The sequence below is a fragment of the Bradyrhizobium sp. BR 1433 genome, assembly GCF_051547665.1.
Lineage (GTDB): Bacteria > Pseudomonadota > Alphaproteobacteria > Rhizobiales > Xanthobacteraceae > Bradyrhizobium > Bradyrhizobium australafricanum.
On the sequence record NZ_JBPUGG010000001.1, the window covers coordinates 2,376,702 to 2,398,876 of the forward strand.

The following is a 22,175-nucleotide window of genomic DNA, read 5'->3' on the forward strand; positions in this document are numbered from 1 at the left end:
ATTGCGCCACAACGGCAGTCGACGCTGCATCCGATCACAAGTTGCGTGGCCGTTGGCGTCGAGCACACAGGTTGCATTGGCTAGGTCTGCAACGCGTGGCTCTCATGGCCGAAATAGGCGCGCTCGAGCCGATGCGCGAGGTCGCTCTCTCCGGTCGGCGCCTCCAGCGCGATCGCACCCTGCACCAGCGCGTAGACGCGATCGGCACAGGCGAGCGCCTTCTCCAAGAGCTGCTCGACCAGCAGCACGGAGGTGCCCTGCTCGCGCAGCCGGCCGATGACGTTGAGGACGCGATCGACCAGCACCGGCGACAGTCCCGCGGACGGCTCGTCGAGCATCAACAGCCGCGGCCGGCGGACCAGGCCCTGCGCCACCGTCAGCATCTGCTGCTGCCCGCCCGACAGCGCGCCGCCGCGTTCATGCCGCTTCTCGGCGATTTCGGGAAAGAACGCCAACGCCTCCTCGATGCGCACGGCGCGCTCGGCCCGCGGCAGGTCGTAACCTGCGAGCAGCAAATTGTCGGTCACCGATATCTGCGTGAACACGCGATGTCCCTCGATCACATGCACGAGCCCGGCCCGCGCGGCGTCGCGCGGCGTGGCGTTGGTCATGTCGCGGTCGCCGAACCGGACCTGTCCGGCAGTGACGGGCAACAGTCCGGACATCGCGCGCAGCAGCGTGGTCTTGCCGGCACCGTTGGGCCCGAGCAGCGCCACGACCTCGCCGGTGGCAATCCTGATGTCGATACCGTGCAGCACACGGATCTTGCCGTAGCCGGACTGCAGCCCATTGACCGCGAGCAACGGTTCAGCCGCCGAGATAGGCACTGACGACCTCCTTGTGGATGCGGATCTCCGCCGGGGTTCCCGCCGCCAGCGTCCGGCCCAGATTGAGCACGGTGACCTGGTGGCAGATATCGAAGATCAGATCTGCATGGTGCTCGACCAGCAGCACACCGGTACCGCGGCCGCAGACAGCCTTGATCAGGCTGGCGAGCCGCTCGATCTCGTCATTGGAGAGACCCGCGGCGGGCTCATCGAGCAGCAGGAAGTCCGGATCGAGCATCAGCGCCCGCGCGATCTCGATGAAGCGCAGCTCGCTGTGCTGCAGCCGATCGGCACGTACGTCGGCGAGCGCCTCGAGGCCGACGACGCCGAGCAGCGCGTGCGCCTTGGCGGCGAGCAGACGCTCGTCGGCGCCGTTGCGCGGCAGTGCGAGCATCGCCTCGACGAAATTGGCCCGGCCCTCGATCGAGCCGCCGATCATGACGTTCTCCAGCACCGAGGCTTCGCCGATCACGCGCGGCGTCTGGAAGGTGCGTGCGATGCCGCACGCGGCGCGCTTGACCGGCTGGCCCGCGGCCAGGACTTCGCCGCCAAGCGTCATGGTGCCGGCTTTGGCGGCGTAATAGCCCGAGATCACGTTGAGCGTCGTGGTCTTGCCGCTGCCGTTCGGTCCGATCAACCCGTGGATCGCGCCGGGCGCGATATCGAGATCGAGACCGTCGATCGCCTTCACATTGCCGAAGCTCAGCGCGATGCCGCGCAGCTGCAGCGTCTTGCCGCCGTCCCTGCGGCGCACGATGTCGGCGAGTGCAGCGGGACGCGGAACGATGGCGCGGTTGCTGGCGAGCGGCCGACGGTTGCGGAAATCGAGCAGCGCCGCGATGCCACCGGGCATCACCAGCACGATCACGAGCAGCAGCACCGCGTAGAGGAAGGTCGACCAAGCCGCGAGCGGCGCCGCGATCTCGGGCAGGATGGTCAGGATGATGGTGCCGAGCATGGGCCCGAGGATCGAGCCGCGGCCGCCGATCAGGATCGCGATGAAGAACAGCACCGAGAGATCGAAGGTGAACGCATCAGGCGTGATGTAGGTCTGCAGGGACGCGAACAATCCGCCGGCGATCGCCGCCAACGCGCCGGCGAACAGGAAGATCGCGATCAGCATTTTTGGCTTGGAGATACCGCTGGCCTCAGCGGCGACCTCGGCGTCGCGCACCGCGATCAGCGCGCGGCCGAACCGGCTGCGCGCGACATTGGCGCTCATCCAGGTGGTCAAGGCGGCGAAGGCGATGCAGAGGGCGTAGAAGCCCCATGGCGTGTTGAACGGCGGCGGGAATTCCGGACCGGCAATGCCGATGCCGCCGCCGGTCACGCTCTGCCAGGCCAGCGCGATCTGGGTCAAGATGGTGGCAAAGCCGAGCGTCGACATGGCGAAGTAGAAGGTGCGCAGGCGCAGCGCCGGCAAGCCGACCACCACGCCGAAGATCGCGCCGATGAGGCCGGCGATCGGCAAGGCGACGAACACCGGAATCGCCGGCATCACGTTGCCGGCAACCAGCACGCTCGTCGTGTAGGCGCCGAGCGTCAGCAGCGCGACATAGCCGATCGCAAGGTGACCGGCGAAGCCGACCACCAGATTGAGGCCCGACACCAGCACCCAGTAGATCGCCATGCGGGTGCCGATCAGCACCCAGTAATCGTTGCTGACAAACGGCAGCAGCACCGCCGCCACCAGAATGCCGAGGAACGGCAGGACGTGCGGCAGCGCGGCGCGCCACACGCCGCTGTCGGCTCGGGACGGAGTGGCCACGACCGACGTCATCACACCCTCCGCGCGGTCGAGGCGCCGAACAGCCCTTGCGGCGCGGCGAGCAGCACCACGATGAACAGCGTGAACACCGCGACGGAGGAGAAGATGCCGCCGACCAGGAAGTTCGCCGCCTGCTGGAACAGGCCGAGCGCCAGCCCGCCGATGATCGCGCCTCTGTTATTGCCGAGCCCGCCCAGCGCCACCGGCACGAAGCCGTAGAAATTGAGCAGCGCTCCGTTGGCGAAGAAGGCGAGCAGCAACTGCCCGCCGGAAAATCCGGCGATGCCGCCGACCACGCCGGCAAGCGCGTAGCTCGCGACCCGCAGATTGCGCTCCGGCAGGCCGAGCGCCCGCGCCGCAAAATTATCCTCCGCGATGGCCAGGAACGCGCGGCCGACCAGGGTGCGGCGGTAGAGATATTCAAGGCCGATAATGGTGACGGCGCAGGCGAGGACCGGCAGCCAGAATTTCTCGTCGAGGATGCCCTCGCCGAATCCTGCGATGCGCGGGAACGGTTGCGGCTCGGTGCCCCATTTGATCGCGGTGATCTGCTGGATCATCAGCGCGACCGCGAGGGTCGAGAGCACGTAGAGATGCTGGTCGAGGCTCTTGAGCACCGGCCGCACCGCGACGAATTCGGTGACGATTCCTATCACCGCGCAGCAGAGCAGCGTCAGCACGAAGCCGACGGCAATGGGCAGGCCGAGCTTCAGCGTGAACATCGAGCCGAACACGCCGCCCAGCATCGCCAGCTGGCCGGCGGTGAAGCTCATCACCCGCGAGGTCGAGAACATCGTGTTGTAGGTGACGCCGACGAGCGCGTAGATCGCGCCCGCCGCGAGACCGGATGCGAGGATCGAGGCCAGCATCGGCTGCGCCCTCGCCCTTCTATGTATACCCCGGCGCCAGCGCGAAGGTGCCGTCCTTGGCGGTAGAGGCTTCCGACATCACGATTTCTTCGGTCAAATAGCCGTTGTGCTCGGTCGGCGAGAAGCGGTAATTGCCGAAATAGCCGGGATAGGTCGACAGCGTGTTCCAGTACTTGATGATGCCGGCGCTGTCGGTCGAGCCGCTTTCGGCGACCGCCTTGGCGATCAGCTCGATGCAATCGATGCCGCCCGCGACCCACCACAACAGCGTGTCGTTCAGCGCGATGTTGGCCTTGGTCAGGCGCGCGACCAGGTCCGCGCTCTTCGGCGGCAGCTTGCCGGCGCCGTCATAGCTGCAGCTCTTGTAGCCGATCGCGTACACCTTCTTCCAGTTCTCCGGCTTGGCGACCAGGCTAGCAAGCTCGCCCGACGCCATCGAGGGATGCCCGACAAGGGGCACGTCCCAGTTCATCGCGGCGCGGGTGTTGAACATGCGCGCCTCCATGCCGGTCGAGACGCTCCACACCACGATCGCTTCCGCGCCGGCATTCTTGGCGCGCAGCATGTCCGGCGTCATGTCGGGCTGCGTGGCATCGATGTTGGCCTGATAGGCCACCTCGGCGCCGTCCTTCTTGAACGCCGCGACGGAAGCGCCGACCGCGGTGACGCCATAGCCGGTGGTGTCACCGATCACCGCGACCTTCTTCACCTTGAGGATCTTGAGACAGTAATTGCGCACGGCATCGTCCCATTGGTTGTTCGACGGCGCGATGCGGAACGCGTTGGGGAACTTGACCGGGTCGATCAGGGTCTCGACGACGCAGGGATGCAGGTCGGGCATCTTGGCGCGCGCCATGATCGGCGTCGTCGCCAGCGCCTCGCCCGAGTTCAGCGGACCCCAGATCGCGTGCACCTTGGCCTGGCTGATCAGCTCCTGCGTGGCGTTCACCGCCTTGGTCGGATCGCCCTGGGTATCGCGCATCACGAGCTCGATCTTGCGGCCCTTCACCCCGCCGGCGCCGTTGATGGCGTCGACCGCGAAGTTGACGCCGCGATTGAAGCCGACGGTCGGCGCCGAGCTCGGGCCGGTGATCGCCGCGAGACAGCCGATCTTGATCGGTTCCGATTGTGCGATGGCTGGCGCCGGGAAGGAAAATGATGCGGCGCCCAATGCACCGGCGCTGCCCAACAAAACGTCACGGCGTGAAATAGCCATGTGATGCCTCCCTGTTTCCCTCTCGGCGCCCGTCGTTTGTTGCGGGACGTCCGTTCATTGATTGTCCGCGCGCTCAGGGGCCGCGGTTATGCGGGCCAAGTCTGGGCCGGATGCGAAGCTCTTGTCCAGCCCCGCGGACGACATTGGGCTTCGCCAAACTTTCATGGCCGAGGCCGCCGCGTCCAGTAGCCGGCATTGACCGCGCCGACGGGTATCTCGCCGGCAACGATCTTCGCAACCTGGCGTACCGTCTCCGACGACTGATGCTCGATCGCCTGCGGCGTCAGGCCGCCGACATGCGGCGTTGCGATCACATTGTGCAGCTTCGCAAGCTCGGGCGTCGGCATCTGGTCCGGCGCGCGGCCGACATCTATCGCGGCACCCGCGATGCGGCCATCGCGCAGCGCGGCCGACAGCGCCGCCTCGTCGACGAGGTTTCCGCGCGAAAGGTTGATGAAGAATGCGTGCTTCGGCATCCGCGCCAGTGCGGCTTGCCCGATCAGGTTCTCGGTCTGCGCGTTGGCGATCGCGAGACAGACAACGTAGTCGGCGCGTGCCAGCAGATCGTTCGAGCGGCAGATGCCCGATCGCCGCATCATCGATCGTTACGTAGGGATCGGCGACCAGCACATTCATGCCGAGCACTTTTGCGATCCGGGCAAGATAGCGCCCGATGCTGCCATAGCCGATGATGCCGATCGCGCTTCCCGCCAGCTGGCGGCCCATCATGACCTCGGGCGCCCTGCCCGCGTGATAATCCGCGGTGGCGCGCGAGACGCCGCGCGACAGATCGACCATGAAGCCGAGCGCGAGCTCGGCGACCGACTGGACGAAGCCGGCGCTCGCCTGCGTCACCAGCACGCCGGCGGCGGAGGCTGCAGCCACGTTGATATTGCGGATATCGACCGCGCAGCGCACGAACGCGCGCAACTTCGGCAGCTGCGGGAAGATCTCCCCTCGCCCCTGCGTCATGCGGTCGGCGACGATGATGTCGACATCGGCCGCGGCCTTGACCAGCGCCGCCGCGTCGAGCGCCTCGTCGCCTTCGTGCAGCTTGACGTCGGCGACCGCGCGCAGGCCGTTCAGGCTGCGCTCGCCATAATAGTCGCGGCGCATCTGCGGGGTATGGGCGAGCAGCACCTTCACGATCCCACTCCCCTAATAGCCGAGCGCATGCGGCAAGGCCGTGCTGATCGCCGGCACGAAGGCGATCACCAGCAGGCACAGCAACAGCAGGCCGAGATAGCCCGCGATCGGCTTGATGGTCTGCTCGATCGGCACGTTGCCGATCAGGCAGGCGCCGTAGAGCCCAAGGCCGAGTGGCGGAGCAAAGAGCCCGAGCCCCATCGCGATCACAAGCACGACGCCGAAATGCAGCGGATCGATGCCGAGCTTGACGGCAACCGGCAGCAGCAGCGGGCCGAAAATGATCAGCGCCGCGGCGCCTTCGAGCACCGAGCCCATCACCACCAGCACCAGGATCGACAGCAGCATGAACAGCCAGACGCCGTGGCTGCCCGAGATCGCCAGCATGAGGTCGCCGACGGCATGCGGCACCTGCTGCAGCGTCAGGATGAAGGCCAGTGACTGCGCCGCGGCGACGATGAACAACACCAGCCCCGAACGAACAGCCGATTGGACGAAGCAGTGCACCAGACTCCTCGCGCCGAGCTCGCGGAACAGCAGGCTGCCGACGGCGATGGCGTAGACCGCGGCGAAGGCGGAGATCTCGGTCGCGGTGGCAAAGCCGCTCTTGAAGCCGAAGAAGATCATGAAGATCAGCCCGAACGAGGCGATCGCACCGGTCCAGAGCCCCGATACCGCGGCGCGCGGCTCGGCTTCCACGTTCGCGGCGGGACGCTTGCCGAAGATGATTGACACCGCAATCAGCGCCAGCGCCATCAGCGCGGCCGGCAACATGCCGGCGACGAACAGTCCGCCGATCGAGAGGTTGGCGACGAAGCCGAGGATGATGAGGTTGATGCAGGGCGGAATGGTCTCCGCCATGACCGCGGAGGCGGCGAGCAGCGCCACCGCCCCGCCCGGGTTTTGCCGCGAGCGGCGCGCCGCCGGGATCAAAACCGAGCCGACCGCGGCAACGTCGGCCATCTTGGAGCCCGAGATGCCGGAGAACAGCACCATCGACATCACCATGACGACGTTGAGCCCGCCGCGCATCCGTCCGACCGCGCGCTGCAGCAGCTCGATCAGCCGGACCGACATGCCGTTGGCTTCCATCAGGTAGCCGACCAGGATGAAGAACGGGATCGCGAGCAGCACGAAATTGTCGATGCCGCGCGCCATCTGCTGGGCGAAGATCACGCCGGGCAGCGTGCCCTCGACCCAGATGAAGATCAGCGCCGCCAGCGCCAGCGCAAAGCCGATCGGCAGTCCGCCGAACAGCGTGAGGAAGAAGCCGATCAGCATCAACGTTTGCGATGACGGTACGGACGATGGTGCGAATGCATCCCAGGCGAGATAGAGACCCACGATGACGGCAGTCGCGACGATGGCCACCGTCATGTCGCGCAACGGCCGGCCACAGAACGTCTCGAACGCGAAGATCGTCATAAACGCCGCGCCGACGCCCATCGGATAGAACGTCCATTCCAGCGGCAGGCCGGAGCCGGAGGTCTGACCGGTGGTCAGCCAGCCCATCTTGACGGCGTTGAACGCGACATAGCCGGCAATGATGGTGACAAGCAGCGCACCGACCGCGTCGACCACCCGCCGCACGCCCGGCGGCAGCATGTTGACGAAGAAGGCGACGCCGAGATTTTCGCTGCGGGCGAGCGCGCTTGCCGCGCCGAAGAAGCTCGACCCGACCATCAGGCCGCGGGCGACGTCGTCGGACCATTCGACCGGCGCGTTGAACAGGAAGCGGGCCAGCACGGAGACGCAGACCACCACGAGATCGGCGGCAAGCAGGAGCGCGGCGATCGCGTCACTGATGGCGAGCAGCGGCGCCGTGATCCGATCAGCGCTGCTTCTCGCCTCGACTGCGGCGACTGACATGCGCCGACCTCAGGCCTGGGTGGCGCGGATCAGGTCGACGACAGCCTTGGCCTCGGGCCGCGCCTTGATGAAATTGTCGGTCTGCGGCAGCACGCGCTTGCGGAACGCCTCCTTGTCGCATTCGACGACGGTGACGCCCTTCTCCACCAGCGCCGCCAGCGCCTCCTTCTCCACCGCAAGGCCGTGCGCGCGGGTGTCGATCGCGGCCTTGTTCGCCGCATCGAGGAAGCCTTCGCGCAGCTTGGGAGCCATGCGGTTGAAGCTGGTGTCGCTGAAATAGACCGCGAGCGGCGAGAAGATGTGCTGGGTCAGCGCATAGTGCTTCGCGGTCTCGTAGAACTTGCTCGCCAGGATGGTCGGCGGGTCGTGCTCGAGCCCGTCGAGCACGCCGGCCTGCAGCGCCGTATAGATCTCGCCGAACGCCAGCGGCGTTGCGGCGGCGCCCATCAGCCGCAGGCACTCGGTGATGATCGGATTGGGCAAGGTGCGGATTTTCAGGCCGGCGAGATCCTCCGGCGTCTTCACCGGCTTCTTCGCCAGCACGCTGCGCGCGCCGAAATTATAGGCCCAGCCGATGATATGAATGCTGGCGCCCTTGAGCAGCGCAGCCTCGATCGGCTTCGCCGCGCCGGCGTCGAACGCCTTGGTCTGCTGCTGAAAGCTGGTGAAGAGGTAACCGAGGTCGAAGGTGCCGACCAGCGGCACGAGATTCGCCGAGATCGACGAGCCCGACACCATCAGGTCGATCACCCCGAGCTTTACCGAGTTGATGACGTCGATCTCCTGGCCGAGCTGGTTATCGGGGAAGAAGGTGACCTCGATCTGCTCGCCGAGTCCGTTCGCCTTCAGACTCTTGACCAGATTGTCGTAGTAGACGCGGCCATTGGCGTATTTGGGATCGTTTGGAAGCGACGACGAGCATCGCATTTTCATCACCGCAGCCTCGGCGCGGCCGATGATGGCGGGCGCGGCGGCAAGCGACGCGGTCGCTGCGACCGACGACTGCAGCACAATGCGGCGGCTCACGCGGTTCGACGTCATGATGGTGCTCCTCCCCGGGGACGGATCTTTATTGTGTTGGCCACCCGCCTGACGGCGTGAGCTTGGCAGCCGATTTGTCATAATGTATGACAAAGCGGATACGGTTGTGCAAGGGCGCGGCTCGGCGGCGGCGCAGGCTGCAACCGCAGCGAGGCCCTCGATGTTCCAGACATCCAACGCGTTGCGTCGAAGCGTGCACAGCCAGGTCACCGACCGCGTCGGCAGCAGCATCGTGCGCGGCGAGATCGGCGTCGGCGAAACGCTGCCGCCGGAAATCCGGATCTGCGAGATGATGGACGTCAGCCGCACCGTGGTGCGCGAGGCGATCCGCACCTTGACCGGCAAGGGCCTGATCGAGTCGCGGCCCAAGAGCGGCACGCGGGTTCGGCCGCCCGAGCAGTGGAATCAGCTCGATCCCGACGTGCTGCGCTGGCATCTCGAGACCGCGGAGATCGACCGTTACCTCGCCAAGCTGTTCCAGCTGCGCGCCGCGGTCGAGCCGGCCGCGGCAGCGCTCGCGGCGACCCATGCCGAGGAGGTCGACATCGCCCGCATCCGCGCCGGATGCGACGGCATGGACGCTGCAGAGAGCAACGAAGAGTTCGTCGCCGCCGACATCGCGTTCCACCAGGCGATCTATTTCGCCACCCGCAACGAATTCTTCTGGCCGATCGCGCAGATGTTCGAGATCACGCTGCGCCAGAGTTTTACGATCGCAGCGCCGGGCTCGCACCGTCCGCGGGCGCTGCGCGAGCACCGCGCGGTGCTGGACGCGATCGCCGCCGGAGATGCGGAGACGGCGCGCACAGCCACGGTCGTGCTGCTGACGAATTCCGCCGACGACCTGGTGCGCATTCGCGGCCGGGAATTCGACACGCCACGTCCAGCCAAGCGCCGATGATGTTGGTGACTGCGGTCGTGATGCGCACACTGCTTCCACATGGTCGTCCTGGCTAAAGCCCCGGGGGACCCATAACCACCGCAAGTGGTTGTGACCGGGATCATGGCCCCAGCGTCGCGCAAGACCTGACATTTGGGGTAATGGGTCCTGGCTTTCGCCAGGACGACATCGAATATGCGGCGCGACCTACATCCCGATCGTCGTCCCGGCGAAAGCCGGGACCCATACGCCGCAGCGGATGTTGTCGGTGGGACTCGTCATTCCAGCGTCGCGCAACCAAGTTCAGCGGTGGTTATGGGTCCGACCCCCCGCGCGCAATTGCGCACCAGGCCGGGACGACAGCGAATGTGTGGTGCCGCTTGCAGGTCAAAAATGGGCATCAGTGATTGACGCGTGAGCGAGGCACCGCCGGAAGGGTTCCCTCCCCTTGCGAGAGCGGGAGCCGCGCGGCGTGCTCGCCTCACCGTCATTCCGCGCCTGCCACGAGAGTCGACCCGCACACGGGCCTGTGACCATAGTTGAAGGCTGCGACGACGAAACTTCTGGATTGTTGGCCGCGTAGACGCCAAGACAGGAGCGCTATTCTGCGAAGGTTTCATTGATGCACGACGTCTCGATCCCGGCGGCCCTGATCGCCGGCCTGGTCAGCTTCCTCTCGCCCTGCGTGCTGCCGCTGGTGCCGCCCTATCTGATCTATTTGACCGGCGCGACCATCGAGCAGGTCAACCAGGACGGCGCCACTGCGGCCTCCAAGCGCGCGGTGATGACGGCGGCGCTGATGTTCGTGCTCGGCTTCTCCACCGTGTTCGTCGCGCTCGGCGCCAGCGCGTCCTTCGTCGGCGGGCTGGTGCGCGCCTGGTCGGCCGAGCTCTCGATCCTGGCGGGCATCGTCATCATCATCATGGGCCTGCACTTCCTCGGCGTGACCCGGATTGGCCTGCTGATGCGCGAGGGGCGGCTGACCGCGCCGAAGCCGGTCGGGCTGTGGGGCGCCTACGTCATGGGCCTGGCCTTCGCCTTCGGCTGGACGCCATGCATCGGGCCGATCCTCGCGGCGATCCTCTCGATCGCGGCCGCGGAGGCCACGGTGACAAAAGGCGCCGGCCTGCTCGCGGTCTATTCCGCCGGGCTCGGCATCCCGTTCCTGCTCGCGGCCTTCATGGTCAAGCAATTCTCCTCGCTGTTCGCCCGGATGAAGCGCCATCTCGACACCGTCGAGCGGGTGATGGGCGTGCTGATGGTGGTCACCGGCATCGGCTTCCTGACCGGCACAGTCTCGAGCGTCAGCGTCTGGCTGCTGGAAACCTTCCCGGCGCTGCAAAATATCGGCTAGGCCTTCACGCCGACGCAGGCTGCCGTCCGCTGGCTTTTGGCCGCGCGATGTCGGACTATCGGGGAATCGCCGCAATCCTCACGGGGCACCGATGGGCCAGGATCGTCAGACGCGCGCCAGCTGGCCGATCTTCCGTTCGCTCAGGGCATTCCGGCCAAGCGACCTTCCGGGAGACCTGATCGCCGGGCTGACGCTCGCCGCGATTGCGATCCCGGAGCAGATGGCGACCGCGCGGCTTGGCGGCTTCTCGCCGCAGATCGGCTTCTTCGCCTTCATGGCCGGCTCGCTCGGCTTTGCGATGTTCGGTGCCAACCGCTTCCTGTCCTGCGGCGCCGACTCCACGATCACGCCGATCTTCGCCGGCGGCCTCGCGCTGATGGCGACCGCCGGCTCGCCCGACTATCAGGCACTGGCGATGGCGCTGGCGCTGATGGTCGGCGCGATCATGATCGCCGGCAGCCTGTTCAAGCTCGGCTGGATCGCCAATTTACTGTCGACGCCGGTGACGGTCGGCTTCCTCGCCGGCATCTCGGTCCACATCCTGGTCTCGCAATTACCCGGCGTGCTCGGCCTGACCACGCCGGACGGGCCGACGCTCTACAAGCTCGGGGTGCTCACCGAGGAGATCGGTCAAACCAATTTCTACACGCTGGCGATCGGCCTCGGCGTGCTGGCGCTGGTCGCCGGATCGGAGAAGATCAGCGCCCGCATTCCGGGCGCGCTGATCGGCCTTGTCGTGGCCACCGTCGCCGTGATCGCCGGCCATCTCGAAAGCAAGGGCGTCAAGGTGGTCGGCACCGTGCCCGGGACGCTGCCGACGCCATCGTTTCCGGACATCGCGCCGGAGCGATGGATCAAACTGTTGTCGCTGGCGTTCCTGATCGCGGTTGTCGTCATGGTGCAGACCGCAGCGACGACGCGCTCGTTCCTGTCCGATCCGGACAAGCCGGCCGATGTCGATCGCGACTTCCTCGGCGCCGGTGCCGGCAGCCTGCTGTCCGGGCTGTTCGGCGCCTTTCCGGTCAATGCCAGCCCGCCGCGGACCGGTATCGTCTCGGAGACCGGCGGACGCACGCAGCTCTCGGGGCTGTTTGCCGCGGCTATCGTGCTTGCGCTGCTCGCCTTCGGCGCGACGCTGCTGCGGCACGTGCCCGACGCGGCTCTCGGCGGTGTGCTGCTGTTCGTGGCGCTGCGCATCATCCGCGTGAAGCAGATCGTCGCGATCTTCCGCCAGTCGTTCTATGAATTCCTGCTGGTGGTGGCGACCGCAGCCGCGATCATCGTGCTGCCGATCGAGCAAGGCGTCGCTGTCGGCATCGCCTTGTCGCTGCTGCACGGCATCTGGACCACGACGCGCGGCCAGCTGGTCGAATTCGTCCACGTGCCCGGCACCACGATCTGGTGGCCGACGGGCCCAAACGTCACAGGCGAGCGCAAGCCCGGCATTGCCGTCGTAGGCCTGCAGGCGCCATTGTCGTTCCTCAACGCGGAAGGCTTCCACAGCGGCGTGCTCAAGGCCATCGGCGGGACGACGCCCAAGCCGCGGCTGCTGGTGATCGAGGCCAGCGGCATGATCGAGATCGATTTCACGGCGGCGCAGGCGCTGCGCGACCTGTTTCGCGAATGCCGCGATGACGGCGTGACGGTGGCGGTGGCGCGACTCGAATCCGAGCGCGCACAGGACGCCTTCGGGCGCTTCGATCTCTACGAGGTGTTGCCGCGGGACCATGTCTTCCGCAGCGTCGACGAAGCGGTCCGCACGCTCGGCGGACAAGCGTAGAGATTGGTGAGATCAGTCCGTAGCCCGGGTGAGCGAAGCGATACCCGGGAAACCGTTCCCGCATATCGCTTCGCTCATGCGGGCTACGCACTATCCTCCGTCATTGCGAGCAAAGCGAAGCAATCCATCGTGTGGCATATGCGGAAGCATGGATTGCTTCGTCGCTATCGCTCCTCGCAATGACGGAGCTACAAATTGCTGAGTAGCCCGGATGAAGCGAAGCGCAATCCGGGATTCTCGCGCGTCGATGAATCGTCCCGGATTTCGCTTACGCTGCATCCGGGCTACCGGACGACCTCAGGCCTGCTCACCCTCGAGCGTCGGATGCTCCCTCAGGACCTCCGCCTTGATCGAGCCCGCGTGGATGGCGCGCAGCAGCGCCCGCCCGGTCTTGATGTTGTTGGCCTTCATGCAGAGACCGACGATCTCGCGCACCGCGGAATCCCGCACCAGCTCGTCGGAGATCTTCATCGCGGTCTCCATCGCGACCTTGGCGGCACGCTCGTAGCGATCACGCTCGACCTGCTGCTTCTTCGCTGAACGCTTGTCGGGCGAGCCGACCGCCTCGGCACAGCCGGCGGCATCGCGGCAGATCGCACGGATCCGCTGCGCAGCTTCGATGTCGCCGAGCGGGTGCGCGACGGGATCGTCCCAGATATCCTTGTGCTCGTCCTTGCTGAACCACCACATCGCCGCACCTTGAAAGCACGGCAAACATAGCTGGCCTTGGCGCAACCTGTGAACCGCAGAGTCGAACTCGGTGCCGAGCAAGAGGTGCACACTATGGCCCGGCGGCCACACCCGCGGCCGATCCGCGCGCGAATTGATGTCGAACTCATGGAATAGAGCCCGTTTCGGTTCTGATTGCGTCAGGGCCGAGGCTACGAGGTTTCGCTCGCCGCGTTTTCACGCGAACCAAGGCTCTAAGCCGATCGTTTCGGCCCGATCGCCTCGAACTGCGCCTTTTGCTCATCGCTGAGCGTGGCGTAGAAATTTTCAAGCGCGGCGCGGACATCCTTGACCGATCTGCAGCATGACGTCGAGCCGCCTGGCGACGAAGGCAAGACGTGCGGGCGGGGTCATCGCCTCGTTGGTCTGGCACGCGGCCTTCAGCTTCCGCGCGGCGTCGGCGCTGGCATCCTGCAGCGCCTGAAGCGCACCGCGTTGGGCGTCGCTGAGCTGCAGCCGCGCCTCGATCTCGCCGGTCGGCCATTCCTGCATCGCAGGCTGTGCGGCGCCGCAGCTCTGGGCGACCGTCGCGCTCGGATCACGGGCCGCGGCTTCCTTGCGCTGGTTCTCGGCAAGCGCGTTGAGCCGCGCTTTCTGCTCGTCATCGAGCAGGCCGTAGAATTTCTCCAGCGGAGGCTTCACGATTCCGACCGCGGTGACCATCGCTTCGATCCGCTGCTGCATGGCGGCGAGGCGATTCGGCGCCGTCAACACCACCTGCGCGGGACATGCCGCGCGAATGACCTGGGCAGCCGCGAGCGACGCGTTGCCGAGTTCGCCGAGCGCCACCGATTGCGCTTCGGTCGGCTGCACCGTATCCGCGATCTGATCTACCGGCAGGCCGGCGACCGAACGGCTATCATTGCCGCACATCTGCTCGATGCGCCCGCCGCCGCGGTAACGGCGGCCCGTGCGGCGCTCCGGCAGATAGGCCCGGAGATCGTCATACCCATAGGGCCCGAAGATGCCGGCATAGATGTCCGGATAGCCGTAGCCCCAGAATCCGATGTCGTCGCCCCAGATCGCGTAGTCGTAGATGTCGTTGTACGCGAACGGCCAGAACAGCGGGCCGACCCAGCCATAGCCGCCGCCGGGATGCTGCCACCAGCCGTTGGCGACAGCCCCGCCGTGCCAGCCGGCGAGCGCCGCGGCCGCGGCGATCTGCGCACGCGCCGCCGGGTTGCTCAACAGCCGGCCGTTGCGCAATGCGCCGTTGCGCGACAGCGAGTTGAACGCATTGCGCATATGACCTGGTGCGATCGCGGCATTGCGCATCCGGCCGAAATTGCCGCCCCCGCGCGATGCGAAGGCGCCATGGCCGGCGAAGCCTGATCGCGAGATCCCGTGCGAGCGGCCGAACCCGCCATGATGGCCGCCGCCGAAATGCATGTGGCCGAAGCCATGCCCGCCGCGTCCATGGCCACCACCGTGGCCATGGCCACCGCCATGTCCTCCATGGCCGCCACCATGCCCACCGCCATGGCCGCCGCCGTGTCCGCCGCCGCCTCGGGCGATCGCGTCACCCGATAGCGCCATCGCAAGCACCACGACCGCAATTCCGATTGCCCGTCCGATCATGGCGTCCTCCCTCCGCGCACCACACACGTCGCGGCAACACAGCGCAGCACAGAGAGACGCCGGGCGGGCGGAAAAGTTCCGCGTATAACACGCGCCGCGCGCGGGCTCGCGAACGCTGCGCGGCGTGACGACGCCTCAGGCGGCCGGGACGATCTTTCCGGGATTGAAGATGTTTTGCGGGTCGAGTGCCTGCTTCAGCGCCCGCATCGCGTCGAGCGCCTCCGGACCGAGCTCGGCCTGCAAGTATTTCTGCTTGCCCTGGCCGATGCCGTGCTCGCCGGTGCAGGTGCCGCCCATGGCCTGGGCACGCTCGACCAGGCGGTGCATGAACTCCTCGCCGCGCGCCATCTCGCCCTTGTCGTTGACGTCGCAGAGCAGCGAGCAGTGGAAATTGCCGTCGCCGACATGGCCGACGATCGGCGACAGCAGGTTGAGCCGCTGCAGATCTTCCTCGGTCTCGGTGACGCAGTCGGCGAGCCGCGAGATCGGCACGCAGACGTCGGTCGCGACCACGCCGATGCTGTCGCCGGGGCGCAGCGCCTTCACCGACCAGTAGGCGTCGTGCCGGGCCTGCCACAGCTTGGTGCGGTCTTCCGGCTTTGTGGTCCAGGTGAAGTCGCCGCCGCCGCATTCGGCGGCGATGTCGCGGAAATTCTTCGACTGCTCGGCAACCTCGACCTCGCTGCCGTGGAATTCCAGCAGCAGCAGCGGCGTCTCCGGCAGCGACAGCTTTGAGTAGCTGTTGCAGGCTTTCACCTGCGCGGCATTGAGCAGCTCGATCCGGGCGACCGGAATGCCGGTCTGGATCGCGAGGATCGTGGCCTGGCAGGCGCCACGCACCGTGTCGAACGAACAGGCCGCCGCCGCGATCGTGTCGGGAATGCCGCGCAGGCGGATGGTGAGTTCGGAGATGATGCCGAGCGTGCCTTCGGCGCCGACGAACAGATGCGTCAGGTCGTAACCGGCCGACGACTTCTTGGCGCGCGTGCCGGTCGTGATGATCTCGCCGTCGCCGCGCACCACCTTCAGCGCCAGCACGTTCTCGCGCATGGTGCCGTAGCGCACCGCGTTGGTGCCGGAGGCGCGGGTCGAGGTCATGCCGCCGAGCGAGGCATCGGCGCCGGGATCGATCGGAAAGAACAGGCCCTGGTCGCGCAGATGCTCGTTGAGCGCCTTCCGCGTCACGCCGGGCTGGATCACGCAGTCGAGGTCCTCGGCATGGACCTCGAGCACCTTGTTCATGTCGCGCAGATCGATGCAGATGCCGCCCGCTGGCGCGTTGACCTGCCCTTCGAGCGAGGTTCCAGTGCCGAAGGCGATGACCGGCACGCGATTGGCGGCGCAAATCCGCACCACGTCCTGGATGTCGGCGGTTTCCTGCGCCATCACGACGGCGTCCGGCGGCTGGGTCGGCAGCCATGTGGTGGTATGGGCGTGCTGCTCGCGCACCGCCTGCGACGTGACGAGCCGGTTGCCGAACCGCGCCGCCAGCGCGTCGATCGCGCGCTTCAGGGCCTGCGGATCAGGTCGCGTCACATTGCCCGAAATCGTTGTCGCCACGTCAAATTTCCTCCCACCTTTAGCCGACCGTGGCAAAGCTTGTATAAGGGGTCAAGAGAGCCTGACTTGAAAAAGTGGACGCCGGAGTCACAGAAAAGCTCATGCTCGAACGCCAACGAACCGGGGACGGATCATGACTTCAGCGACTGCCACCAGCGAGATGCCGCTTCCATCGGCTCCGTTCAGATCCTCGGTGATGCAGATCGAGCCGCAATGGATCGACTACAACGGCCATCTCAACATGGCCTACTACAACGTGATGTTCGACCGCGCCATCGACGAGATGTGGCTGCAGCTCGGCATCGGGCCGGACTACATGAAGGCGCGGCACTGCTCGACCTTCACCGCCGAGTGCCACGTCCGCTATCTCCGCGAGATTCATCTCGGCGATCCCGTGCAGGTCCAGGTCTACCTGCTTGGCTCCGACGAGAAGCGGCTGCACACGTTCGAGGAGCTGCGCCATGCCACCGAAGGCTGGCTCTCCGCGACCTCGGAAAATCTCACGCTGCACATCGACATGGAGGCGCGCAAGGTAGCGCCGTTTCCGCCCGATATCCGCGCCCGCGCGCAAGCGATCGTGGACAGCTATGTGGGCGTATCGCGTCCCGAGGGCATCGGCCGCAACGTGGCGATGCCCTCGGCGAAATAACTTGCCGTTTTCAAGCGAAGCGGCCGCCGGTTCGCGGCCTCGCTAGACCCTTGTGCGGCCGCGTACCAATCCGACCACCGCCGACACCAGAAACAGGATGACGGCGATGAAGAAGATCGCCTTGGCGATTTCGACGGAGGCGCCGGCGATGCCGCCAAAGCCCAAAATGCCCGCGATCAGGGCGATGACCAGGAACGTGACGACCCAGCTCAGCATGATCAAAACTCCGCTTCGTTTTCCCTGTTGTTGCTCGGCGCGAACCTCTGCCCGACGCCGCACCTGTTGAAACAATCCGGCGGGGAAATGCTGGTTCCTGAGCATGAAACCGCGAAATTTTCGCCGATTTCCGGAACCGCGATTGACTGCGGGCTGCTGCCAAAAGCGTTCCCGCCAGCCGCGATAAAACCTGTCGAAACGGCCGATCAGGCCCTATATGGCCTTCAATCCCTGTTAAGAAGGCTCCCTTCACCATCCTGCGGTGCCATCGTGGGGCCGAGACGATTCGCCAATGACCGAGCCGAGCAAATTGCCCCATCACGGCGTTCCCGAGCACCAGCCGGCGGCTGGCGGCATCGCCGCGCGTGCGCGGGCGGCGGCCGGTCCGCAATATCTGAACGGCCTCAATCCGGAGCAGCGCGAGGCGGTCGAGACGCTCGACGGTCCGGTGCTGGTGCTTGCCGGCGCCGGCACAGGCAAGACACGCGTCCTGACCACGCGCATCGCGCATATCCTGAGCCAGGGCCGCGCGCGGCCGCATGAGATCCTGTCGGTGACCTTCACCAACAAGGCGGCGCGCGAGATGAAGCTGCGGCTCGGCCAGATGCTCGGCCAGGCGGTCGAGGGCATGCCGTGGCTCGGCACCTTCCACTCGATCGGCGGCCGCATCCTGCGCATCCATGCCGAAGCTGGTGCAGCTCAAATCCAACTTCACGGTGCTCGACGTCGACGACCAGGTGCGGCTGCTGAAGCAATTGCTGCAGGCCGAGAACATCGACGACAAGCGCTGGCCAGCGCGGATGCTGGCCGGCCTGATCGACGGCTGGAAGAACCGCGGCCTGTCGCCGTCGCAGGTGCCGGCGGGCGAGGCCGCCTCGTTCGGCAACGGCAAGGGCGGCAAGATCTACGCGACGTATCAGGAGCGGTTGAAGATCCTCAACGCGGCCGATTTCGGCGACCTGCTGCTCGAGAATATCAGGCTATTCCGCGAAAATCCCGACGTGCTGCGGCAGTACCAGAACCGCTTCAGGTTCATCCTGGTCGACGAATATCAGGACACCAACGTCGCGCAGTATCTTTGGCTGCGCCTGCTGTCGCAGGCGCCGTCGCGGCCGGGCCAGCCGCTCTCGGCGGTGATCCCGGGCGAGCTTACCTCGCCCCGCTTGCGGGGAGAGGTCGGCGCGCAAGGCGCGCCGGGTGAGGGGGACTCTCCGCGGACTGAGCTCGAGGATAGAGCCCCTCACCCCGACCCTCTCCCCGTGAAGGACGGGGAGAGGGAGCAGACCGTTCTCAAGAACATCTGCTGCGTCGGCGACGACGACCAGTCGATCTATGGCTGGCGCGGCGCCGAGGTCGACAACATCCTGCGCTTCGAGCACGATTTCCCCGGCGCCAAGGTCATCCGCCTCGAGCGCAATTACCGCTCCACCGGCCACATCCTGGCCGCGGCCTCGCATCTGATCGCGCATAATGAAGGCCGGCTCGGCAAGACGCTGCGCACCGAGGATGTCGACGGCGAGAAAGTCACCGTCACCGGCTCCTGGGATTCGGAAGAGGAAGCGCGCGCGATCGGCGAGGAGCTCGAGGAACTGCAGCGCGCGGGCGAGAACCTCAACGACGTCGCCATCCTGGTGCGCGCCTCGTTCCAGATGCGCGAGTTCGAAGACCGCTTCGTCACGCTCGGCCTGCCCTACCGCGTGATCGGCGGCCCCCGATTCTATGAGCGCGCCGAAATCCGCGATGCGCTGGCCTATTTGCGCACCATCAACTCGCCGGCCGACGATCTCGCCTTCGAGCGCATCGTCAACGTGCCCAAACGGGGGCTCGGCGACGCCACCGTGCAGCTGCTGCACGACCATGCCCGCAAGCGCCGCATTCCGCTGTTCGAGGCGGCGCGCGCCGTGGTCGAGACCGACGAGCTGAAGCCGAAGGCGCGCGGCTCCTTGCGCGATCTCGTCATGCAGTTCGACCGCTGGCGCGCCCAGCGCGAGGTCGCCTCGCATACCGAGCTCGCCGAGATCGTGCTCGACGAGAGCGGCTACACCGAGATGTGGCAGAAGGACCGCTCGGCTGATGCCGCGGGCCGGCTGGAGAACCTCAAGGAGCTGGTGCGTTCGATGGAGGAATTCGAGAACCTGCAAGGGTTTCTCGAACATATCTCGCTGGTGATGGACCGCGACGGCGAGGCCGGCGACGAGGCGGTGTCGCTGATGACGCTGCATTCGGCCAAGGGCTTGGAATTCGACAACGTGTTCCTGCCGGGCTGGGAGGAAGGCCTGTTTCCGAGCCAGCGCACGCTGGACGAACAGGGCCGCGCCGGGCTCGAGGAGGAGCGCCGCCTCGCCCATGTCGGGCTGACCCGGGCGCGCCGCCGCGCCAAGATCTATTTCGCCACCAACCGCCGCATCCATGGCACCTGGTCGACCACGATCCCCTCGCGCTTCCTCGACGAGCTGCCGGCGCACAATGTCGAAATCACCGAATCCAAGGGCGGATCGGGCTGGGGCGGCAGCGGCGGCTATGGCGCCTCGCGCTTCGACAACCTCGAATCATTCGGCTCGAGCTATTCGACCCCGGGCTGGCAGCGTGCCCAGGCCAACCGCAACCGCGGCGGCGGGGGCCGCGGCGGCAGCGGCTTCGAGGAGCGGCAATCCTCCTTTTCCTCCGAAAGCTTCAATCGCACCAAGCGCGGCCCCGTCGTGATCGAAGGCGAGCTGGTGGCGAAGTCCACCGGCACGACGTCGGATTTTTCGCTGGACGACCGGGTATTTCACCAGAAATTCGGCTACGGCCATGTGGTGAAGATCGACGGCAACAAGCTGACCATCGCCTTCGAGAAGGCCGGCGAGAAGAAGGTGGTCGACAGCTTTGTGCAACGGGTGTGACATAGCGACCTTCTTTAGCGGCCTTCTCTGTTCGTAGCCCTTGACCCCAGTTGATTTCATGGGTTGAGATGGCCCCATGGTCCGGGGGAGGTTTTTCCTTTTTTTCATCGCGCTCACTGCGCCGTCGCTGGCGGTCGCGGAGACGATGAGCTTTGGCGATTCTGCAGCGCAACTGGCCAAGGCCTGCGGCGCCGACATCACCGCCAACTGCCGCGGCGTCAATCTCGACTCCAACCGCCTCAAGGAATGCCTGTCGCGCAACCGCGACGTGATATCGCCGCAGTGCAAGGAGAGCTACTTCTCCACCCTCGATGCGATCCAGAAGCGGATCGCTGCGCGCGTCACCGTTGCGAATGCCTGCACTCGCGAGATCGTCAAGGTTTGCGGCGGCTCGACCAAGGAGACCAGCAAGTCGGTGCCCTGCCTCGTCAGCGCCAAGGGCCTCAGCCGCAACTGCACCCAGGCGATCAATGACGCGGGGTATCAATGATGCGGCTGTCGAGGCGAGGCTTGCGCGATCCTGGCCTTTTGGCCCTGCTGGGCACGCTGGCTTTGCTGGCGATGTCGATTGCGCCGGCGCCGGCGCAGACCGCCATCACACGCGACGACGTCATCGCCAAGCTCAATCATTTTGAGACAGACGCCGAGGTCGATGTCCCTGCGCTGCGCCAGCAGGCGGCCGAACGATCGAAGTCGCGATCGAAGAACGAGCCGCCGCCCTCGAAGCGGCCGCCGATCGCTCCCGACCTGACCAAGCTGCCGACGTTCAACGTCGACATCGCGTTCGACGTCGACACGCCGATCGTGCTGCCGGATTCGTATCAGACGGTCGGGCGGATTGCCGATGCGCTGACGCACTCCTCGCTGCTGCCCTACACCTTCCTGATCGTCGGCCACATCGAATCGACCGGACGACGCGAGAACAATGTGCTGCTGAGCCAGCGGCGCGCCGACGCGATCCGCGACATCCTGGTCAACACCTTCAAGATCACCGCGAAGCGCCTGCAATCGGTCGGGCTCGGCGAAGAGCAGTTGCTCGATCCGACCAAGCCCAACGGGGCGGTCAACAACCAGGTGCAGATCATGCTGGTCGCGAAGCTCGCCGACAGCGCGCCGCCCGCGCACCCTGCCCCGACGGCGGCCGCCAAGAAGCCGGCGAAGTCAGCCAAGAAGCACTAGCCTGATGCCGCTCACTTAACGCGGTATGATTCGGACCATCATGTCCGGATTGCTTGGTTCTCGGAATTGCCATGTTGACCAACAGCCGCGATATCATTCGGCGCCTGGAGCGAGAGGGATGGAGCCTCGTCCGCGTTGCCGGTTCTCACCACGTCTTCAAGAACCCCCGATCGGGCGAAACGCTGGTCGTTCCGCACCCCAAGAAGGACTTGGGAAAAGGCTTGGTGCGTGCCATTTATGGGGGAGCGGGCTGGAAACCCGATTGAGGCACACCTTGGCTCACTACGTTGCCATCATTGAGGACGCCGGACCGGACTACGCCGTAGGCGTCTGGTTTCCGGACCTGCCCGGCTGCACGTCCGCGGGCGATGATATCGACGAGGCTTTGCGCAATGCCCCTGAGGCGCTGGAGCTCTATGCCGAGGGCCTAAGGGACGATGGACAGGAACTGCCCCGTCCCCGGACATTGACCGAGTTGAAGGCAGACCCCGAAGTCGCCGACGACCTGAAAACCTACATGGTCGCCTTGGTCGAACTGCCCGTCAGAGCGCACGCCGCGGAATAAATTTCTGCTCTGGCGGGCGATTGCAGAACGGATTGTCCGTCCCTATCTGCGCTTGACCCGCATC

General features: G+C 66.1%; 19 protein-coding genes and 2 pseudogenes. 9 read left to right on the plus strand and 12 right to left on the minus strand.

Annotation, left to right across the window (positions count from 1 at the left end; translation table 11 throughout):
• Window positions 1-80: 80 nt before the first annotated feature.
• From ACSKB9_RS11990 to ACSKB9_RS12020, 7 genes and pseudogenes are all read right to left on the minus strand, one after another.
• Window positions 81-827 (minus strand): ABC transporter ATP-binding protein, encoded by a 747-nt coding sequence (locus ACSKB9_RS11990; RefSeq protein WP_438073351.1) that lies wholly within the window; start codon window positions 825-827, stop codon window positions 81-83.
• A complete protein-coding gene (locus ACSKB9_RS11995) occupies window positions 808-2,607 on the minus strand; it encodes a branched-chain amino acid ABC transporter ATP-binding protein/permease (protein ID WP_438073353.1) in 1,800 nt (599 codons plus the stop codon). The genes ACSKB9_RS11990 and ACSKB9_RS11995 overlap by 20 nt, the downstream gene beginning before the upstream one ends.
• Entirely contained in the window at window positions 2,607-3,464 is an 858-nt protein-coding gene (locus ACSKB9_RS12000; RefSeq protein ID WP_438073355.1) for a branched-chain amino acid ABC transporter permease, read from the minus strand. Before ACSKB9_RS12000 ends, ACSKB9_RS11995 begins: the two co-directional genes overlap by 1 nt.
• A gap of 19 nt (window positions 3,465-3,483) precedes the next feature.
• Window positions 3,484-4,680, minus strand: coding sequence for an ABC transporter substrate-binding protein (locus tag ACSKB9_RS12005; RefSeq protein ID WP_438073357.1), 1,197 nt, complete (start codon window positions 4,678-4,680; stop codon window positions 3,484-3,486).
• Window positions 4,681-4,841: 161 nt separating this feature from the next.
• Window positions 4,842-5,826: pseudogene (locus ACSKB9_RS12010) on the minus strand (NAD(P)-dependent oxidoreductase).
• A gap of 12 nt (window positions 5,827-5,838) precedes the next feature.
• The gene (locus ACSKB9_RS12015) at window positions 5,839-7,695 is read right to left on the minus strand and encodes a TRAP transporter large permease (protein ID WP_438073359.1); all 1,857 of its coding nucleotides are present in this window, start codon (window positions 7,693-7,695) and stop codon (window positions 5,839-5,841) included.
• A 9-nt stretch (window positions 7,696-7,704) separates the two neighbouring features.
• Window positions 7,705-8,736: a TRAP transporter substrate-binding protein gene (locus ACSKB9_RS12020; RefSeq protein WP_438073361.1), complete on the minus strand. Its 1,032-nt coding sequence runs from the start codon at window positions 8,734-8,736 to the stop codon at window positions 7,705-7,707.
• 160 nt (window positions 8,737-8,896) lie between these two features.
• Between ACSKB9_RS12020 and ACSKB9_RS12025 the strand changes: the two genes are divergently transcribed.
• From ACSKB9_RS12025 to ACSKB9_RS12035, 3 genes are all read left to right on the plus strand, one after another.
• Complete coding sequence (locus ACSKB9_RS12025; RefSeq protein ID WP_063790046.1) at window positions 8,897-9,637, plus strand: FadR/GntR family transcriptional regulator; 741 nt, start codon at window positions 8,897-8,899, stop codon at window positions 9,635-9,637.
• Between the two features lie 601 nt (window positions 9,638-10,238).
• Window positions 10,239-10,970: a cytochrome c biogenesis CcdA family protein gene (locus tag ACSKB9_RS12030; RefSeq protein WP_438073363.1), complete on the plus strand. Its 732-nt coding sequence runs from the start codon at window positions 10,239-10,241 to the stop codon at window positions 10,968-10,970.
• 91 nt (window positions 10,971-11,061) lie between these two features.
• Window positions 11,062-12,750, plus strand: a complete 1,689-nt coding sequence (locus tag ACSKB9_RS12035) for a SulP family inorganic anion transporter (RefSeq protein WP_438073365.1) — start codon at window positions 11,062-11,064, stop codon at window positions 12,748-12,750.
• Window positions 12,751-13,047: 297 nt separating this feature from the next.
• On the opposite strand, the gene ACSKB9_RS12040 is transcribed toward ACSKB9_RS12035, so the two are convergent.
• The 4 genes from ACSKB9_RS12040 to ACSKB9_RS12055 all read right to left on the minus strand — a co-directional run bounded on the left by ACSKB9_RS12040 (window position 13,048) and on the right by ACSKB9_RS12055 (window position 16,617).
• Window positions 13,048-13,440: a hypothetical protein gene (locus tag ACSKB9_RS12040; protein ID WP_438073367.1), complete on the minus strand. Its 393-nt coding sequence runs from the start codon at window positions 13,438-13,440 to the stop codon at window positions 13,048-13,050.
• A 233-nt stretch (window positions 13,441-13,673) separates the two neighbouring features.
• Window positions 13,674-13,814: a Spy/CpxP family protein refolding chaperone gene (locus tag ACSKB9_RS12045; protein ID WP_438073369.1), complete on the minus strand. Its 141-nt coding sequence runs from the start codon at window positions 13,812-13,814 to the stop codon at window positions 13,674-13,676.
• On the minus strand, window positions 13,747-15,057 hold the full coding sequence (locus tag ACSKB9_RS12050) for a Spy/CpxP family protein refolding chaperone (RefSeq protein ID WP_438073371.1): 1,311 nt from the start codon (window positions 15,055-15,057) through the stop codon (window positions 13,747-13,749). Before ACSKB9_RS12050 ends, ACSKB9_RS12045 begins: the two co-directional genes overlap by 68 nt.
• Before the next feature lie 135 nt (window positions 15,058-15,192).
• Window positions 15,193-16,617 (minus strand): FAD-binding oxidoreductase, encoded by a 1,425-nt coding sequence (locus ACSKB9_RS12055; protein ID WP_028332515.1) that lies wholly within the window; start codon window positions 16,615-16,617, stop codon window positions 15,193-15,195.
• Between the two features lie 160 nt (window positions 16,618-16,777).
• Here ACSKB9_RS12055 and ACSKB9_RS12060 point away from each other — a divergent pair, with 160 nt between their 5' ends.
• Window positions 16,778-17,266, plus strand: a complete 489-nt coding sequence (locus ACSKB9_RS12060) for a thioesterase family protein (protein ID WP_438080170.1) — start codon at window positions 16,778-16,780, stop codon at window positions 17,264-17,266.
• Window positions 17,267-17,308: 42 nt separating this feature from the next.
• On the opposite strand, the gene ACSKB9_RS12065 is transcribed toward ACSKB9_RS12060, so the two are convergent.
• Entirely contained in the window at window positions 17,309-17,482 is a 174-nt protein-coding gene (locus ACSKB9_RS12065) for a DUF1328 domain-containing protein (protein WP_016846258.1), read from the minus strand.
• A 292-nt stretch (window positions 17,483-17,774) separates the two neighbouring features.
• Between ACSKB9_RS12065 and ACSKB9_RS12070 the strand changes: the two are divergent.
• From ACSKB9_RS12070 to ACSKB9_RS12090, 5 genes and pseudogenes are all read left to right on the plus strand, one after another.
• A pseudogene (locus ACSKB9_RS12070) lies at window positions 17,775-20,367 on the plus strand (ATP-dependent helicase).
• 76 nt (window positions 20,368-20,443) lie between these two features.
• The gene (locus tag ACSKB9_RS12075) at window positions 20,444-20,857 is read left to right on the plus strand and encodes a hypothetical protein (RefSeq protein WP_438073373.1); all 414 of its coding nucleotides are present in this window, start codon (window positions 20,444-20,446) and stop codon (window positions 20,855-20,857) included.
• Window positions 20,854-21,546 carry an OmpA family protein gene (locus tag ACSKB9_RS12080; protein WP_438073375.1) on the plus strand — a complete coding sequence of 231 codons (693 nt, stop codon included), beginning with the start codon at window positions 20,854-20,856 and terminating at the stop codon, window positions 21,544-21,546. Before ACSKB9_RS12075 ends, ACSKB9_RS12080 begins: the two co-directional genes overlap by 4 nt.
• Window positions 21,547-21,617: 71 nt before the next feature.
• A complete protein-coding gene (locus ACSKB9_RS12085; protein ID WP_438073377.1) occupies window positions 21,618-21,812 on the plus strand; it encodes a type II toxin-antitoxin system HicA family toxin in 195 nt (64 codons plus the stop codon).
• Window positions 21,813-21,820: 8 nt separating this feature from the next.
• On the plus strand, window positions 21,821-22,111 hold the full coding sequence (locus ACSKB9_RS12090; protein WP_225643684.1) for a type II toxin-antitoxin system HicB family antitoxin: 291 nt from the start codon (window positions 21,821-21,823) through the stop codon (window positions 22,109-22,111).
• The last annotated feature ends 64 nt before the right edge of the window (window positions 22,112-22,175 follow it).

Bases quoted from the DNA above. Each gene is read 5' to 3' on its own strand.
- ACSKB9_RS11995 (WP_438073353.1), bottom strand. From the start codon at position 2,607: ATGACGTCGGTCGTGGCCACTCCGTCCCGAGCCGACAGCGGCGTGTGG.
- ACSKB9_RS12000 (WP_438073355.1), bottom strand. From the start codon at position 3,464: ATGCTGGCCTCGATCCTCGCATCCGGTCTCGCGGCGGGCGCGATCTAC.
- ACSKB9_RS12005 (WP_438073357.1), bottom strand. From the start codon at position 4,680: ATGGCTATTTCACGCCGTGACGTTTTGTTGGGCAGCGCCGGTGCATTG.
- ACSKB9_RS12015 (WP_438073359.1), bottom strand. From the start codon at position 7,695: ATGTCAGTCGCCGCAGTCGAGGCGAGAAGCAGCGCTGATCGGATCACG.
- ACSKB9_RS12020 (WP_438073361.1), bottom strand. From the start codon at position 8,736: ATGACGTCGAACCGCGTGAGCCGCCGCATTGTGCTGCAGTCGTCGGTC.
- ACSKB9_RS12025 (WP_063790046.1), top strand. From the start codon at position 8,897: ATGTTCCAGACATCCAACGCGTTGCGTCGAAGCGTGCACAGCCAGGTC.
- ACSKB9_RS12030 (WP_438073363.1), top strand. From the start codon at position 10,239: ATGCACGACGTCTCGATCCCGGCGGCCCTGATCGCCGGCCTGGTCAGC.
- ACSKB9_RS12035 (WP_438073365.1), top strand. From the start codon at position 11,062: ATGGGCCAGGATCGTCAGACGCGCGCCAGCTGGCCGATCTTCCGTTCG.
- ACSKB9_RS12040 (WP_438073367.1), bottom strand. From the start codon at position 13,440: ATGTGGTGGTTCAGCAAGGACGAGCACAAGGATATCTGGGACGATCCC.
- ACSKB9_RS12050 (WP_438073371.1), bottom strand. From the start codon at position 15,057: ATGATCGGACGGGCAATCGGAATTGCGGTCGTGGTGCTTGCGATGGCG.
- ACSKB9_RS12060 (WP_438080170.1), top strand. From the start codon at position 16,778: ATGCCGCTTCCATCGGCTCCGTTCAGATCCTCGGTGATGCAGATCGAG.
- ACSKB9_RS12065 (WP_016846258.1), bottom strand. From the start codon at position 17,482: ATGCTGAGCTGGGTCGTCACGTTCCTGGTCATCGCCCTGATCGCGGGC.
- ACSKB9_RS12075 (WP_438073373.1), top strand. From the start codon at position 20,444: ATGGTCCGGGGGAGGTTTTTCCTTTTTTTCATCGCGCTCACTGCGCCG.
- ACSKB9_RS12080 (WP_438073375.1), top strand. From the start codon at position 20,854: ATGATGCGGCTGTCGAGGCGAGGCTTGCGCGATCCTGGCCTTTTGGCC.
- ACSKB9_RS12085 (WP_438073377.1), top strand. From the start codon at position 21,618: ATGTTGACCAACAGCCGCGATATCATTCGGCGCCTGGAGCGAGAGGGA.